Source organism: Roseobacter phycocola (assembly GCF_042055075.2).
Classification (GTDB): domain Bacteria; phylum Pseudomonadota; class Alphaproteobacteria; order Rhodobacterales; family Rhodobacteraceae; genus Roseobacter.
This window is the reverse complement of record NZ_CP194010.1, coordinates 1,186,589-1,200,647: the sequence shown is the minus strand read 5'-3', so window position 1 is coordinate 1,200,647 and position 14,059 is coordinate 1,186,589. Positions and strand designations below refer to the sequence as shown.

Sequence of the window (14,059 nt, the reverse complement as noted above, 5' to 3'; positions counted from 1 at the left end):
TCATGGGAACCGTTCTTCAGGTATTTTTCAAACCACATGCGCGCCTTTCGGACAACTACACCTATCAGTTTGTTGAAACCGATCTGGAGGATCTTCAGGCAGCCTTCGAGGTCATTGCGGAGGACGAGCTGATCGTCGGAAAGATCCTCTACTCGCATCCCGGTGAGGCTAAAGGCGAGCGCATTATTCACCGCGAGGAGGTCGTCGGCTTCCGGGGTGGCGCCGTTGACCGGGTTGCCCTGCCGCACTGGAAATTCTTCCGGGTAGAAGCCTGATGGTTGCATACAGCTTCAAAAAGCGGTTCTCGCCCCGGATCGAGGATGGCACCAAGATCGGTACGATCCGGGGGGACCGCAAGCGCCACGCCCGTGTCGGCGAGGCCGTCCAGCTTTACCAAGGCATGCGCACCCGGTTCTGTCGCAAGATCATCCCCGATCCGATCTGTGTGGCGGTCAAACCGATCCGTCTGCACATTGAGACAGACCAGATGGCCTTCGTGGGCGCCGGTGTGTTTCCAGGCGTTGAAGCGGCCCTTGAACCTGCCTCTTTCAACACCTTCGCCCGGCAGGACGGGTTTGATGACATGGCAGACATGCATGCCTTCTGGCTGAAGGAGCATGGCACCGGCGTGTTCCGGGGTTTCTGGATCCTCTGGGCAGAGCTCTCTGATCAGGAACTGGGGGCTTTGGCGGCATGAAAGGGATCACCATTGACGACATCAAACAGGCTGTCAGTGAGCACTTCGACATCCCGATTTCGGAGTTGGAAGGCCCCGAACGTTTTGTCCATCAGGTGGAGGCCCGAGCGATCGCCTACGATCTTTGCCGGACACTGACCGATCTTTCCATGGCCGCTATCGGGCGGGAATTCGGCGATCGTGACCACAGCACAGTCGTCAACGGACTGGAGCGTTTTGACAACCGGCTGCCCCGGGAGAAACGGCTCAAGGCAAGAAGCATCAAGTATTCGCTGGTTAAGCTTGCGCGGTCCGATCAGTTCTGGGTCGGCCGCGCACCCTTCGTCTCCAGACGTGGCACGGTGGGTGTGTCATGAGCCGGTCGCTGCAAAAACTGATCCACGTCGGCTGTCGCGAGTTAGGTCTCAATCAAGACGACCGCCGCGCACTGCAGCTCGAGGTTTGCGGCAAGGAGAGCATGTCAGACATGTCCGAGGCCGAAATGACGGCCGTGCTTGAGCGTCTGAAGCATGACGGGTTCAAAGCATCCGGAAGCCGGCGCTCGCACCCGCAGGCCCCGCGGGCGGATCTGCGGCTGGTGCATGTGCTCTGGAAGAAGCTGGGGGACGCCGGAGCGCTCGACCGGCCCGGCCGTGCCGGCCTGAATGCTTTCGTCCGGTCCCGCTTCGGGGATCACTGGTCGTCGGTTCCGGCCGATATCGACATGCTGCGCGAAGCCGACAAGATCGACGAGGTCGTTCAGGCCCTGAAAGCATGGGGCAGACGTGCAAATATCGACTTCGACTTCGGCAGGGGCAGACGATGAAACCCGGCCGCGCACGTGTCACAGATCATGCCGTGATCCGGTATCTGGAGCGCGTGTACGGCGTGGATATCGAGACCCTGCGCAAACGGATCGCCCGGAACGCGGCCGGGGGCCGGGACAAAGCGCCCTGCACCCTCGTGGCGGAAGGCGTCCGGTATGTTCTGAGCAAAAATGGTTCTGTGATCTCAGTTCACGGTGGCGGCTCTAAGCTGAGCAACCGCGCCCGCCGCTGGAGAAAGCGGCGCCAGTGACAGATCTCCCGCCCCCTCCTGCGAACCTGAAATCCTATGTCGATATTCTCGGCACGGATATGGCCGTGGAGTTCCTGCTGACCTTCGGCGGGGCGGAGATGTATTTCCCGGACCGACCGGGTGACAACTCGGAGCTGGTGCGAACGGTGGGCGTGGAAAAGGCCAGGGCCATCTGTGCCGCTTCAGGCCGGATCAAGGGCCGCATACCGATCGGCAAACCGTGGATCGCACGGGTCCTGAACGCAAAAGGCTTGTCGAATGCGAAAATCGCGCGCAGACTGCATGTGTCTGACGTGACCGTCCGGAAATACCTATCGGGCGAGCAGCGCTCTCCGAACACGTCAGACCAACTCTCCCTGTTCTGATACATCCGCAACTGGTTGCGGATGTATCCGTGCTCAGGCTCGCCCCATTCTGACAGGGTAACGCGGGCGCGCCGGGCCCCGTGTCTTTTCCGGGGTCATTGCCATGAAAACCAGCGCCGAAGGTATTGCGTTTCTGGAACGCCATGAGGGTGTTGTCCTGAAGGCCTATCGGGATCCCGTCGGGATCTGGACCATCGGGGCGGGTCTGACCAAAGCCTCCGGCGTGATCAATCCGAAGGCAGGTATGAAGATCAGTAAGCGAGAGGCTTCTGATCTGCTGGGCAAGGCCCTGAACCGGAACTACGAGCCGGCCGTTGCCCGGACGATGCCCGGGGCAAAGCAGCACGAGTTCGACGCGGGCGTCAGCTTCCATTTCAACACCGGCGCCATCGGCCGTGCCTCCTGGGTAAAAGCGTGGAGTGCCCGTAACTGGCCGGAGGTGAAAAGACGGCTGGGTCTCTGGCGCAAAGCCAAGGGACGGGTTCTGCCCGGTCTGGTCAGACGCCGGGAAGAAGAGTTCGACGTGATGCGCGATGCCGACTATGGCACAGCGCCCGCCCGGTCACCTTCTGAAATGCTTGCCCGTATCGTCGTACCGATCGACGGGAGCGAAATGGCGGAGATCCGCGCAGGCCTTGCTGGCCTTGGTCTGGACGTCGGGCGGGATGCGCGGGGCGTCCGTGTCGGTGCTGTTGTGAAATTCCAGCGGGACCATGACCTTACCGTAGACGGCATCATCGGGATGGCCACTCTTTCAACCCTGCAGCGACGGCTGGATGCCCGAAAGAAGACGAAAGACACCGCTCTGACGTCAGCGACAGGTACCGCAGTGGGCGCTGGATCCGGAGCTGCAGACCTTGTTGATCCGTCCCTGAGCGCCGTCTTTGTCGCGCTTGTGCTGTTGAACGCGCTGTTGTTCGCCCTCTGGTACACCTGGAAATACCGGGACGTCCTTGCCGCGAAAATCCAGAACACCCTGCCTTCCCTTGCACGCAAACTGAGGAGCTTCTGACCTATGCGCAATCTGCATTTTTTAACCCTTCTGGCCCTTGCGGTCTTTCTGGTCCTTCCCGGGCCGGTGGCTGCGAATTGTCTGCACCTCGACATCCTGAAGGCAGGACTGCTTGAGGCGCGCGGGGAGGCTCCGGTTTTTGTCGGATCTGACGCCGCCGGTCGACAGATCGTCATCTTCGGGTCACCTGATGCCCGATCTCATACAGTCGCCGTTGTAGAGGACGAAACGGCCTGCATTCAGGGTCATGGCGGGAACTGGTGGTTTGAGTATCCGGATCCCTATCCGGAGCCCGCACCGGGCGAGGTTAACTGAGATGAGCTCCGCCCTGATCGGCCTTGCAGCGGAAATCGGCGCGCCGTTGGTCAGGCGTATCCTCTCTGACCGGATCGGCCCGGGCAACACCCGGCTCGCGGAGCAGGTTGCTGGCGCAGTCGCTGAGCGCGTCGGCGTAGATCCCGGCATGCTCGAAGAGTTCGCGGCAGACAATCCCGAGCTTGTTCAGGGCGCCATCGTCAGTGTTGAGGGCATTGCCCCTGAGATGGTCCAGCTCGCCATTGCAGAGGCAGAGACACGCGAGGCCCTGCTGCTGGCAGAGACGGCCAAGGGCGGCTGGCAGGCTGCCTGGAGACCGGCCGGCATGTATGTGATCGGCTTTCTCTGGCTCTGGAACGCAGTGCTGCTGCACGTCCTGAATGCGATCTTCAAAATCGCCCTGCCCCCGATGGAATGGGCTGTGCTCATTCAGGGCAGCGTAGCCTACATGGGCCTCTATATGGGCGGTCACACCGTCAAAGACGGTCTGAAGACATGGCGGGGCAAGGTCTGATGGAACAGAACGCCTACACGGTCGCCAGCCACCTGACGCTCATCGCCATTCTGGTATTGCTGGCAGTGCGGGTTCTGAGAGCGCCCTACGGAACACTGCTGGAGACCGCGATGGACCTTGGCTTCAAGGCAACCGTGGCGATCGGCTGTGTGGCACTGGTGCTGGAGCGGTCTTACTACGTGGCCGCCCGGTTCCTGATGTCCGACGGCTTTGATCTCTGGCAGATGCATCCGGCGCCCGAAGTGCTCTCGGTGATCGTGGCCCTCGGTCTCTATGCGGTGATGATCCCTGTCATTCTGGCCCGCGCCGCGGGCCCCAGAACAGCTGCTCTCAGGATCACTGTCGAACTCAGCTGTGCCGCCGGTTTCTGGGTAGCAATCGCATGGGTGCTTTACTGACATGCTGACGATGGAAGACCTGCAGAACGCCAATGTGATCATTGCGCTGATGATCGGACTGTTCACGATAATCTCTGCTGTGATCCTCTGGTTCGACCGGCGGCAGAAAGCCTTTGCCACAGCCGCCGCAGAGAAGGCCGCAAAAACCTCTGATGACCTCGCTGGCAAGGTAAAGACCATGGACGAGGATCTCGCAGGCGTTGCCGACGACGTGGGCAGCCTGCGCAAAGATATCAGCTCGCTGTCTTCCCGTGTGCACGGGGTAGAGCGGTCTATGGAGACCGTTGCACGGCAGAGTGATCTCTCGGCTCTTAATGTGGAGCTCAAGCAGCTGACCGGCACGGTCACCGCGGAGATCCGCGTGCTCTCGAACATGATGCACAGTTTTCACGTGAGTGCCCTGCGCGCCGCAGAACGAAAGGACAAGAGATGACGACATGGCAGAATGAGCTTCCCGGCGTGCTGATGGAAAAGCGCCGCTACACGGTGCTCCGCCACCTTGAGGAGACCAAGCCAGAGCGCAGCCTGAACCCGGACATGCTGCTGATCGGATGCCGTGCGGCAGGGCTGCAGACCACGTCCGATCAGATGGATCAGGTGATCGCCTGGCTTGAGGCCAGCGGGCTGGTGGAGGTCGAGCGCCTTGGCGCGCTGATGATCGTGAAACTGACGGGTGCGGGCCGCGAAACCGCCCAGGGCCACCGGCAGGTTCCGGGCATCCTGCCATTCGGACTGGACGTCTGAGATGCCCCCGCCAAAGAAACTGGACCTCGTCCCCGAAGAGTTTGTCGAGCGGCTCAAGCAGATGCTGAGCGATCGTGGTTTCAGTGACATCATTGAGGTGACCGAGGAGTTCAACACGCTGCTCGAGGTTGATGGCATCTCGATCCGGGTGGGCAAGACGGCCGTCGGCAACTTCTCCAAGATGCTGAAGGATCAGCGCGAGGCCTTCTCAATGGCTGAGACGCTGCTCTCGGACATGGACCTCGAGGCGGAAAGTGACATGCACCGCACGCTGATGACCATGATCGCAACCTCCGCGATGCAGATGATGCGGTCCGTGCGCGAGGGCGACGGGCATCTGCCGGCAGGCGACCTGATGAACCTCGGCCGCATGCTGAAGGATCTGATGGGCTCCTCGGCCGTGCGCGAGAAGCTGCTCGAGGATGACCGGAAACGCATTGCCCGGGAAGAGCGTGAAAAAGCGGCAGAGGCCGGTGCGAAAGCTGTGCGGCAGGCCGGTATGTCCGAAGAACTCGAGGAGCAGATCAAGGCAAGCATTTTGGGAATTGCGGCGTGATTACCGCAGCGCAGACGAAAATCCTGATCGCCAACCGGAACACAGTTTCTGCCGGTCGCCTGACCCTGTGGCTGGCCCGGTTTTTCGGCCGCAAAGAGCTGCTGAAGGACGGCGAGTGGACCGTCCTGGTCCGGCACTGGCGCGGCACACCTTATACGATCCATTTTGAAACCCACCCGGAGGCCAGCGCATGATCCGGGCTATTTGCTTTGATAATGATCCGGCCGAGTTTTACCGCCGCAAGCTTCCGGGCAGTTTTCTGACCGAACCTCCCGACGAGGATGGCGAGATCCTGTTTCGGTACTTCTGTCCATCGGGCAGCGGGCATGAAGGCGTGCTTGTCGTGGGCAACCGGTTCAAACCAGAAGGCCCCGGGCCGACTTGGCATTGGAACGGCAGCACAAGTGCCGCGACACTCAATCCATCAGTGAACCACGTTGGTCACTGGCATGGCTGGTTGCGCGGCGGATATTGGGAGAGCGTTTGATGGGCACTCCCGGAGACATGGCTGAAGAGCTTCGCGATCGCGCGAGACAGAATTTCGGAAACGCGATGCACGCGACCCACGTCGAGGAAGACGTCGATGCGATGATGCGCGGCGCGGCAATGATCGATCATCTTCGCAAGGTCATTCAACGGCTGGAGGGCACGACGGCTGAAGAAGCGAAACGCCGGGAAGCCTATCGATACGGACCGGAAACATGAACGCGCCCGTTTCACAAGAAGACTGGGAACGCCAGCGCCGGGCGTCGATGGACGCTGTGCTGGAGCTGGCGAGGGGGAAGCCAGAGGACGGCAGGCTGCCTGCTGTCCTGCTGCCCTATCAGGCGAAAACAGTTGGCCTGCTGGACACGGTCTCGACAAAGGTGCTCTTCGTCGAGAAATCCCGACGGATCGGTCTGACCTGGGGGCTCGCCGCCTATGCCGTGCTGCGCGCGTCGCGACCCAAATCCCGGCGCGGCATGGACGCCATGTATATCTCTTATTCACAGGAGATGACCCGGGAGTTCGTCGACGCCTGTGCTATGTGGGCGCGCGCCTTCAACATCGCGGCGTCTCAGATCGAGGACGGGCTTTTTGAGGAAGGTGACACCGACGGCGACAAATCGATCCAGACTTTCCGGATCCGGTTCAGCTCGGGCTACCAGATCAAGGCGCTGTCCTCCGCCCCGCGCGGCCTGCGCGGCAAAGAGGGTGTGATCATCATCGATGAGGCGGCTTTTGTTGATGATCTGGGCGAGCTGATCAAAGCGGCGATGGCTTTCCTGATCTGGGGTGGTCAGGTGATCGTCTGCTCCACCCATGACGGGGCTGACAACACCTTCAATGAGCAGATACAGGACATCCTTGCGGAACGCCTGCCCTACGCACACCTCCGGATCGATCTGGACGATGCCCTGAAGGACGGCCTCTACGAGCGGATCTGTCTGGTCAGTGGTCAGGAGTGGTCTCCGGAGGGCGAGGCAAAGTGGCGGCAGGATCTGATCGACTTCTACGGCGACGGCGCGGACGAGGAGCTGTTCTGTATTCCCAGCCAGAGCAGCGGTGCCTGGCTTCCCGCACCGCTTATTGAAGCCCGCATGACAGCCGAGGCGCCGGTGCTGCGCCTCGAGCTCCCGGCTGACTACCTTCAGAAAAGCAAACTGGAGCAGCAGCTGTTCCTCATCCCGTTCCTGCACGAGCTGGAGGAAGAACTCGGCCGGCTTGATATGGATCTGCGCTATGCGCTGGGTTTTGACTTTGCGCGGGTCGCGGACCTCTCTGTGCTGAGCCTTCTTTCCGTCCTGCCAAACATGAAACGTGTCGAAGCGCTCACGGTCGAGATGCGCAACGTGCCCGGCGACGAACAGAAGCAGATCACGGCCATGGTGATGACAAAGGTGCGCGACCGCTTGCTGGGTGCCGCTTTTGATGCCACCGGCATGGGCTGGACTGTGGCCGAAGATATGGGGCGGAAATTCGGGCTGCGCGAAGACGAGGACGGCTCCGGGCTCGTCTGGGCGATCAAGTTCACACAGGACTGGTACCGGCTGCATATGCCGCCCCTTAAAACCGCCTTCGAAGACGATGCGATCGCGATTGCGCCCGACGAGGACCACCTTGGCGACCTCCGGGCGGTTAAAGTGGTGCGCGGCATTCCGCGGGTCCCCGAGATCCGCACAACAGAAAAAGGCGAGGCCAAGGACAAGAAGGGCAGAAAACGCCACGGCGACTATGCGATCGCGCTGGCGCTGGCGCATTTCGCCAGCCGCATGCGCTGGGTTGAATACGGGTACCGGGCCGCGAATGTGCACAAGCGCCACGAGCGAGCGCAAAGACGTCTGGAGATGGAACCACGTCGGGACCGGGACGCTCAGGTGCGTGACCAGTTCAGGGCGCCCCTAGGTGCGCGGATCAGAGGCAGTGTCTGATGTGGTGCTACCTCCCGGATACGGCCTCTCCCTGTGCGCAGGCGGCGGCGGACTTGACATGGGTCTTGAACTTGCCGAGCCGGGCTTTGCCACCGCCTGTTACGTCGAAATCGAACCCGAAGCCCGAAAGCGCCTTATTGCCGCTCAACGCAATGGATACATGCACTCAGCTCCAATCTGGGACGATCTCAAAACCTTCGACGCAAGGCCATGGCGAGGGATCTGTGATACCATCCTTGCCGGATACCCATGTCAGCCGTTTTCCCATGCGGGACAACGCAAAGGAAAAGACGACCCGCGGCACCTCTGGCCAGACATCAAACGGATTGTCAGGGAACTGGAACCGACATGGTGTTTTTTCGAGAATGTCGCCGGGCACCTCTCCCTCGGTCTCGAAGATGTCGTGCGTGACCTGCGCGGAATGGGTTTCGGCGTTGCGGCTGGCCTATTCTCGGCGGAAGAAACAGGCGCGTCGCACGAACGGCAACGCGTATTCATACTGGCCCACAGCGAAGGCAATCAGCGGTGGCGCAAACAGCAAACGGCAAGAGCGGGGCGCGGGCGGGCCGGATCTTCAGGAAGCGGTTCAAAACTGGCCGACGCCAATGGCAGGAACTCCAGCGCAGAATGGCAATTCGGCCGCGGGCAACAACGACTTCACGCGCAGAGTGGAAGCTCTGTGGATGACGCCGGATATCCCCCGGGGCGGTCGGACACTCCCGTCAGGAACGTCTCCAACGGGACTGGACCCGGATGGCCGCAAGAGAACGGTGGGGCTCGAGAACCAGGCGAGAGCCTGGGGGACACCGAAAGGCTCAGATGGCGCGAAGGGCAGCCCAAACATGAAATATACCGCTGGCGGGACGCCACTTCCTGCGCAAGCGGCGAACTGGCCGGCCCCGAGATCTTCGACACCCTTTTATCGCAAAGGCCGCTCGCACCGCCCGGACCCTCCGAAGTCGAGGAGTGGTCTCGCGCGCTCGAAAGCTCGGGACACCTGGCACCGGCTATATCGCTACGCGAGATCTACACATGGGCGCGCCGCAGCGAGGCGGCTGGCTTCGAATGGGAAAGCGCGCCTCAATCCGCTGTTCGTGGAATGGTTGATGGGATGGCCACCCGGTCACACGCTCTGCGCCTGCTCGGAAATGGGGTTCACCCGCTGGCAGCAGGATATGCGTTCCGCACTCTTGCGCCTGCCCTTGGCCTCGGGCGCCTGGATCTGGGAAATCCCTGACGTGCTTCCGACCGAAAAACAACTGGAGATGCAGGTCTGATGCCTTTCTCTCCTGAACGCGTTCAAAAGGCCTTTCAATACTGGCGGATGCTGCCTCTCAACGAGCGCACCGAGCGCGAACTGCGGCTTTGCCTTGATCGCCATGGGTTGGTTGAGGTCGATGCACATAACTATGCGCGCGATCTGATCCGCAACGCTTCAGATCTGAAACCCTTTGGCAATCCCGATGTGACCGTGCTTTCCACCTGGTGGGAAATCATCCCGGAAAGCGAAGGGCCAGCAGCTGTTGACGCAGCTACCGACACGGGGGTCGCGGTAGAATGATCCCCGCCGACCCCGTGACTGTTAGGGCCGCCTTCATGCGACCACCTAACGAAAGCCTCTTAACCATGAGTAAACGGAAAAGCACCGCCCAGCCGGTAGCACCCTACATCGGTGGCAAGCGCAACCTCGCCAAACGCCTCTGCCGGCTGATCGACGCGCATGAGCACACCACCTATGCCGAACCTTTTGTGGGTATGGGCGGGATCTTCCTGCGCCGCTCCGCGCCCGCGAAGGCCGAATTCATCAATGACCGGAGCCGGGATGTGTATACGCTCTTCCGGGTTCTGCAGGAGCACTACGTCGCATTTCTGGATCTGCTGCGCTTTCAGATCACCACGCAGGCCAACTTCGAACGGCTTATGCTGGTGGATCCGGACACCCTGACTGACCTGCAGCGCGCAGCGCGGTTTCTTTACCTGCAGAGAACCGCTTACGGCGGCCGGGTGGACAGGCGCACATTCGGCGTCTCGGCCGACCGCAGCGCCCGCTTCAATCTGACAACGCTTGAGCCGGATCTGGAGGCGCTGCACGAACGGCTGTCCGGTGTGACCGTGATGAACACCGATTTCAAGGTGTTTCTCGACCGGATCGACCGGAAGGGCACGCTCTTCTATCTCGACCCGCCTTATGCGGGATGCGAGACGGACTATGGCAAGGACGTGTTCCAGCCGTCTGACTTTGTGGTGCTCGCCGCTCGTCTGAAGCGGCTGAAGGGCGACTTCATCCTGTCCATCAACGAGACGCCCGGGATCCTGGAGCTTTTCGGATCATGGGCGACGGTTGAGCCGGTCAGCACAACATACACGCTGGGCGCAAAAGCCAGCAAAGAAGTGCGCGAGCTCGTGATCAGCTCACTCAGCCCCGGAATGATCCGGCGCGCCCTTGAAACCCCCTGACGAGGAAACCTTAACATGGCAAGGCAGCCTGTGATTTTTGACCGCTTCGGACGGCCCATGAAACGGGCCGAGCTCCGTAAAGAGGTTGCAGCCCCCACACTGGGCAGCGTGCGCTCTCCGGTTTCCGGATATCCCGGTGACGGTCTGACCCCGGGGCGGCTGGCGTCCATTCTGCGCGCGTCGGATCAGGGAGATCCGTTGCAGTATCTCGAACTCGCGGAAACGATCGAGGAGCGCAATCCGCATTACCTTGGTGTTCTGGGCACAAGGCGGAGGTCTGTCAGTCAGCTCGATATCACCGTCGAGCCCGGGACCGACAGCGGGCCGGATGAGAAAATCGCTGAAGATATCCGCCGCTGGATCCGCCGCAAGGAGCTGGCGCTTGAGCTCTTCGACATTCTGGATGCGATCGGCAAAGGCTACAGCTTCACGGAAATCATCTGGGAAACGTCGATGGGGCAATGGCAGCCGGAGCGGCTGGAATGGCGGGACCCGCGCTGGTTCCGTTTTGAACGCCGGGATCTGGCCACGCCTGTGATGCTCGATGATCAGGGGCAGGAAATGCCCCTGCCCGCCTTCAAGTTCATCTTTGCTCAGATGAAAGCCAAATCCGGGCTGGCGCTGCGTTCCGGGCTGGCGCGGGTCGCCACCTGGAACTGGATGTTCAAGGGCTACACCGAGCGCGACTGGGCAATCTTCACACAGACCTATGGCCAGCCGGTGCGCGTGGGCAAATGGGGTGCCGGAGCCTCGGAGGCAGACAAGGACACCCTTTTTAACGCTGTTGCGAACATCGCCGGCGACTGTGCTGCGATCATTCCGGACAGCATGTCGATCGACTTTGTGGAAAGCTCCAACGTGGGCGCCAGCACGGACCACTACGAGCGGCGCGCGGACTGGCTGGACAAACAGATCTCGAAGGCCGTACTCGGGCAGACCGCGACCACGGATGCCGAGACAGGCGGTCTGGGATCCGGCAAAGAGCACCGCGAGGTTCAGGAGGATATCGAGACGGCCGATGCCTGCGCGCTGTCGGCCATCATCAACCGGGATCTGATCCGGCCCTTCGTGGATCTCAACCATGGTCCTCAGGAGAATTACCCGGTGGTTTCCATCGCACGGCCGGAGCCTGAGGACATTGCCGGGCTCACGGATGCGATCGGGAAACTGGTCCCGCTGGGGTTCCGGGTCGGAACCAAGCAGCTCTACACCCGCATCGGGATTGAGGAACCGGCCAAAAATGAGGAAATTCTGGCCTCGGGCGCCGGAAACCCGCCCGGTGCAGATGACGGAACTGAATTTGAACGCCGGAGCTCGATTCTTAAACGGGTAGGAGCGCGCCTGGACGTTTCTGCGGGCAGAGAGGCCCGTCAGGCCTCAGAGGGCCTGAGAGGGCCGCTCAGCGGCTCATCCCCGGACGACGATCTGACCGACCGGATGGTCGATGAGGCAACGCCCCTCATTCAGGCCATGCTTGAGCAGCTGGAGACCATGCTGGCGCAGGCGGGCTCACTGGAAGAAGCCCGGGAGATGTGGCTCGCAGCCTACCCCGATCTCAATGCCACGACCTTCTCGGAATTGCTGGCCGATGCACTGATCGCGGCCGAGGCCGGAGGGCGGGCGGAAGTGGGCGATGGCTGAGCCTGTCAGAGCCGTCTTCAGGAGGCCGTTCAAAGAGCAGGCCGCGGCCTTCCGGCTCCGGCTCGGCGATCTGGTTCCCACGGCCCGCTGGGATGATATCAGCAGGGCTCAGCATGACCGCGCGTTCATGGTGGCCGGTGCGACGAAGGCAGATCTGCTGGCGGACCTGGCCGCCGCCGTCGATAAGGCAATAACACAGGGCACATCACTGGAGGACTTCCGGCGGGACTTCCGTGAGATTGTCGAACGGCGCGGCTGGCACGGCTGGACGGGCGAAGGGACCGAGCGTGGCGAGGCGTGGCGCACGAAAGTCATCTACCGGACCAACCTTGCAACGACCAGGGCGGCTGGTCGCTACGCTCAGCATTTTGCCGGGGGCTTCCGATACCTGGTCTACCGGCACTCAGGCGCGGAGAACTACCGGCCCGAGCACCTGAGCTGGGACGGCCTGATCCTGCCGGTCGATCACCCGTTCTGGAATACGCATTATCCGATCAACGGCTGGGGATGTGCCTGTTTCGTGCGGGGTGCCCGGACCTATGCGGGCGCTATCCGTGTCGGCGGCAAACCTGATGTGAAGCTGCCCCCGGACTGGGCCGAGCGGGATCCGCGCACCGGCGCGCCGGCGGGCATCGACAAGGGCTGGGATTATGCACCGGGCGCAACGGTCGGTCAGACCGTCCGCGCACTGAGTGACAAACTGGAAGTCCTGCCGACTGCACTCGGGGCCGACTGGGCCCAGAGCTGGCCGCAAAGTGCCTTTGAGGCGCTGGGGCGCGAGTTTTCCTCTTTCGTGTCGCTGGCGCTGTCTGAGCCACAACGGGGCCGGTTCCATATTGCCGGGGTCCTGAAGCCCGGCTGGATCCGCGCTGCGGAGGCGCGCGGAACGACACCGCGCAGTGCGGATGTCTTCGTGCGCGACAGTGATATCCGCCATGCGTTCAGGCCGGATAAGGTGGATCCGCTCGATCTTGAATGGTTCAGGCGTATGCCGGAGCACCTGACCCGCCCTGACGCAGTGCTATTCGACGGCTCCGGTTCGTCACCGGCGCTTCTGCTCGTGTTCCTGCAGCCGGCAGGCGGGCTGAAGGCCGTGATCCGGATCAACGTGAAGGACAAGCGCCTCGGGATTGTGAACACCCTGCGCACCGGCCGGACGGTATCTCTGAGCGATTTGAGATCCCTGATCGGACGGGGCGTTGAGTTGATCGATGGAAGTCTGTGAGACGGGGCAGGAATTGAACCTGCATCAGTTCCGGGGATGAAACCCTCTTCCCAATCGAGGTACACCGCCTCACGCGAAGGAACATAGCTATGTATACGGTTGAAATCAACGATGCCGGCGTCGACCGCGTCTTCGCAGAGCTCGAAAGCCGGCTGTCCGACATGACGGAAGTCTTCAACGTGCTGGGCGATCTGCTCGAGGACAGGACGGAGAAGCGCTTTGAAGCCGGGGTGGCGCCGGATGGCACGCGGTGGGCACCAAAATCGCAGGCTACGATCGACGCCTATGTCAGGCGTGGTCAGACGGCCGATCCCCGGCCTCTCTTCGGGCCAAATGCAGACACGCTGCCCCTTCGGCGAAGCTTCTTCAGGGATGCAGGGCCCCGCCGGCTGGAGATCGGCACCAACAAAATCCAGGCAGCTGTTATGCAGTATGGTGCGCGTAAGGGTGCCTTCGGTCAGACTGCCACCGGCCGGCCGATCCCCTGGGGGGATATCCCGGCCCGGCCCTTCCTCGGGATCTCCGCCGAAGACCGTGACCTGATCATCATCACGGCTGAAGAATGGCTGGAGGAAGCCGGCGAGGATTGACCGGGCACGGGCGCGCAGCCTAACGTCCCCGCAGGATCCCCTGACAGACCACCGCAACTGGTTGCGGATGTATCGGCG

The 14,059-nt window shown here is 61.7% G+C and carries 23 protein-coding genes and 1 tRNA gene; 23 read left to right on the top strand and 1 reads right to left on the bottom strand.

What is annotated here, in order from left to right:
• The first annotated feature begins 2 nt into the window (after positions 1-2).
• From AB4K19_RS05925 to AB4K19_RS05820, 22 genes are all read left to right on the top strand, one after another.
• Positions 3-275, top strand: a complete 273-nt coding sequence (locus tag AB4K19_RS05925) for a hypothetical protein (protein ID WP_375227531.1) — start codon at positions 3-5, stop codon at positions 273-275.
• Positions 275-697 carry a hypothetical protein gene (locus AB4K19_RS05920; protein WP_375227530.1) on the top strand — a complete coding sequence of 141 codons (423 nt, stop codon included), beginning with the start codon at positions 275-277 and terminating at the stop codon, positions 695-697. Before AB4K19_RS05925 ends, AB4K19_RS05920 begins: the two co-directional genes overlap by 1 nt.
• Entirely contained in the window at positions 694-1,053 is a 360-nt protein-coding gene (locus AB4K19_RS05915; protein ID WP_375227529.1) for a helix-turn-helix domain-containing protein, read from the top strand. The genes AB4K19_RS05920 and AB4K19_RS05915 overlap by 4 nt, the downstream gene beginning before the upstream one ends.
• Positions 1,050-1,502, top strand: coding sequence for a gp16 family protein (locus AB4K19_RS05910; RefSeq protein ID WP_375227528.1), 453 nt, complete (start codon positions 1,050-1,052; stop codon positions 1,500-1,502). The genes AB4K19_RS05915 and AB4K19_RS05910 overlap by 4 nt, the downstream gene beginning before the upstream one ends.
• Positions 1,499-1,753, top strand: coding sequence for a hypothetical protein (locus tag AB4K19_RS05905; RefSeq protein WP_375227527.1), 255 nt, complete (start codon positions 1,499-1,501; stop codon positions 1,751-1,753). Before AB4K19_RS05910 ends, AB4K19_RS05905 begins: the two co-directional genes overlap by 4 nt.
• Positions 1,750-2,118 carry a helix-turn-helix domain-containing protein gene (locus tag AB4K19_RS05900; protein WP_375227526.1) on the top strand — a complete coding sequence of 123 codons (369 nt, stop codon included), beginning with the start codon at positions 1,750-1,752 and terminating at the stop codon, positions 2,116-2,118. The genes AB4K19_RS05905 and AB4K19_RS05900 overlap by 4 nt, the downstream gene beginning before the upstream one ends.
• Positions 2,119-2,221: 103 nt before the next feature.
• Complete coding sequence (locus AB4K19_RS05895; protein ID WP_375227525.1) at positions 2,222-3,130, top strand: glycoside hydrolase family protein; 909 nt, start codon at positions 2,222-2,224, stop codon at positions 3,128-3,130.
• A gap of 3 nt (positions 3,131-3,133) precedes the next feature.
• A complete protein-coding gene (locus tag AB4K19_RS05890) occupies positions 3,134-3,445 on the top strand; it encodes a hypothetical protein (RefSeq protein ID WP_375227524.1) in 312 nt (103 codons plus the stop codon).
• A gap of 1 nt (position 3,446) precedes the next feature.
• Positions 3,447-3,959: a hypothetical protein gene (locus AB4K19_RS05885; protein ID WP_436399316.1), complete on the top strand. Its 513-nt coding sequence runs from the start codon at positions 3,447-3,449 to the stop codon at positions 3,957-3,959.
• Entirely contained in the window at positions 3,959-4,357 is a 399-nt protein-coding gene (locus AB4K19_RS05880; RefSeq protein ID WP_436399315.1) for a hypothetical protein, read from the top strand. The genes AB4K19_RS05885 and AB4K19_RS05880 overlap by 1 nt, the downstream gene beginning before the upstream one ends.
• Before the next feature lies 1 nt (position 4,358).
• Positions 4,359-4,790 (top strand): hypothetical protein, encoded by a 432-nt coding sequence (locus tag AB4K19_RS05875; protein WP_375227521.1) that lies wholly within the window; start codon positions 4,359-4,361, stop codon positions 4,788-4,790.
• Positions 4,787-5,101 carry a VpaChn25_0724 family phage protein gene (locus AB4K19_RS05870; RefSeq protein ID WP_436399314.1) on the top strand — a complete coding sequence of 105 codons (315 nt, stop codon included), beginning with the start codon at positions 4,787-4,789 and terminating at the stop codon, positions 5,099-5,101. Before AB4K19_RS05875 ends, AB4K19_RS05870 begins: the two co-directional genes overlap by 4 nt.
• Before the next feature lies 1 nt (position 5,102).
• Positions 5,103-5,657 carry a phage protein Gp27 family protein gene (locus AB4K19_RS05865; RefSeq protein ID WP_375227519.1) on the top strand — a complete coding sequence of 185 codons (555 nt, stop codon included), beginning with the start codon at positions 5,103-5,105 and terminating at the stop codon, positions 5,655-5,657.
• Complete coding sequence (locus AB4K19_RS05860) at positions 5,654-5,851, top strand: hypothetical protein (protein WP_375227518.1); 198 nt, start codon at positions 5,654-5,656, stop codon at positions 5,849-5,851. The genes AB4K19_RS05865 and AB4K19_RS05860 overlap by 4 nt, the downstream gene beginning before the upstream one ends.
• Positions 5,848-6,144, top strand: a complete 297-nt coding sequence (locus AB4K19_RS05855) for a DUF6527 family protein (protein ID WP_375227517.1) — start codon at positions 5,848-5,850, stop codon at positions 6,142-6,144. The genes AB4K19_RS05860 and AB4K19_RS05855 overlap by 4 nt, the downstream gene beginning before the upstream one ends.
• Complete coding sequence (locus AB4K19_RS05850) at positions 6,144-6,362, top strand: hypothetical protein (protein WP_436399313.1); 219 nt, start codon at positions 6,144-6,146, stop codon at positions 6,360-6,362. The genes AB4K19_RS05855 and AB4K19_RS05850 overlap by 1 nt, the downstream gene beginning before the upstream one ends.
• A complete protein-coding gene (locus AB4K19_RS05845) occupies positions 6,359-8,068 on the top strand; it encodes a hypothetical protein (protein WP_375227515.1) in 1,710 nt (569 codons plus the stop codon). Before AB4K19_RS05850 ends, AB4K19_RS05845 begins: the two co-directional genes overlap by 4 nt.
• 58 nt (positions 8,069-8,126) lie before the next feature.
• The gene (locus AB4K19_RS05840; protein ID WP_436399312.1) at positions 8,127-9,305 is read left to right on the top strand and encodes a DNA cytosine methyltransferase; all 1,179 of its coding nucleotides are present in this window, start codon (positions 8,127-8,129) and stop codon (positions 9,303-9,305) included.
• Between the two features lie 39 nt (positions 9,306-9,344).
• Positions 9,345-9,629 carry a hypothetical protein gene (locus AB4K19_RS05835; RefSeq protein ID WP_375227514.1) on the top strand — a complete coding sequence of 95 codons (285 nt, stop codon included), beginning with the start codon at positions 9,345-9,347 and terminating at the stop codon, positions 9,627-9,629.
• Between the two features lie 65 nt (positions 9,630-9,694).
• Positions 9,695-10,525, top strand: coding sequence for a DNA adenine methylase (locus AB4K19_RS05830; protein ID WP_436399311.1), 831 nt, complete (start codon positions 9,695-9,697; stop codon positions 10,523-10,525).
• Positions 10,526-10,540: 15 nt separating this feature from the next.
• A complete protein-coding gene (locus tag AB4K19_RS05825; RefSeq protein ID WP_375227512.1) occupies positions 10,541-12,166 on the top strand; it encodes a DUF935 domain-containing protein in 1,626 nt (541 codons plus the stop codon).
• On the top strand, positions 12,159-13,391 hold the full coding sequence (locus AB4K19_RS05820; protein ID WP_436399310.1) for a phage head morphogenesis protein: 1,233 nt from the start codon (positions 12,159-12,161) through the stop codon (positions 13,389-13,391). The genes AB4K19_RS05825 and AB4K19_RS05820 overlap by 8 nt, the downstream gene beginning before the upstream one ends.
• Here AB4K19_RS05820 and AB4K19_RS05815 read toward each other — a convergent pair.
• Positions 13,389-13,462, bottom strand: a tRNA-OTHER gene (locus AB4K19_RS05815). The genes AB4K19_RS05820 and AB4K19_RS05815 overlap by 3 nt on opposite strands.
• An 18-nt stretch (positions 13,463-13,480) precedes the next feature.
• Between AB4K19_RS05815 and AB4K19_RS05810 the strand changes: the two genes are divergently transcribed.
• Positions 13,481-13,981 (top strand): phage virion morphogenesis protein, encoded by a 501-nt coding sequence (locus AB4K19_RS05810; RefSeq protein WP_436399309.1) that lies wholly within the window; start codon positions 13,481-13,483, stop codon positions 13,979-13,981.
• Positions 13,982-14,059: the final 78 nt, after the last annotated feature.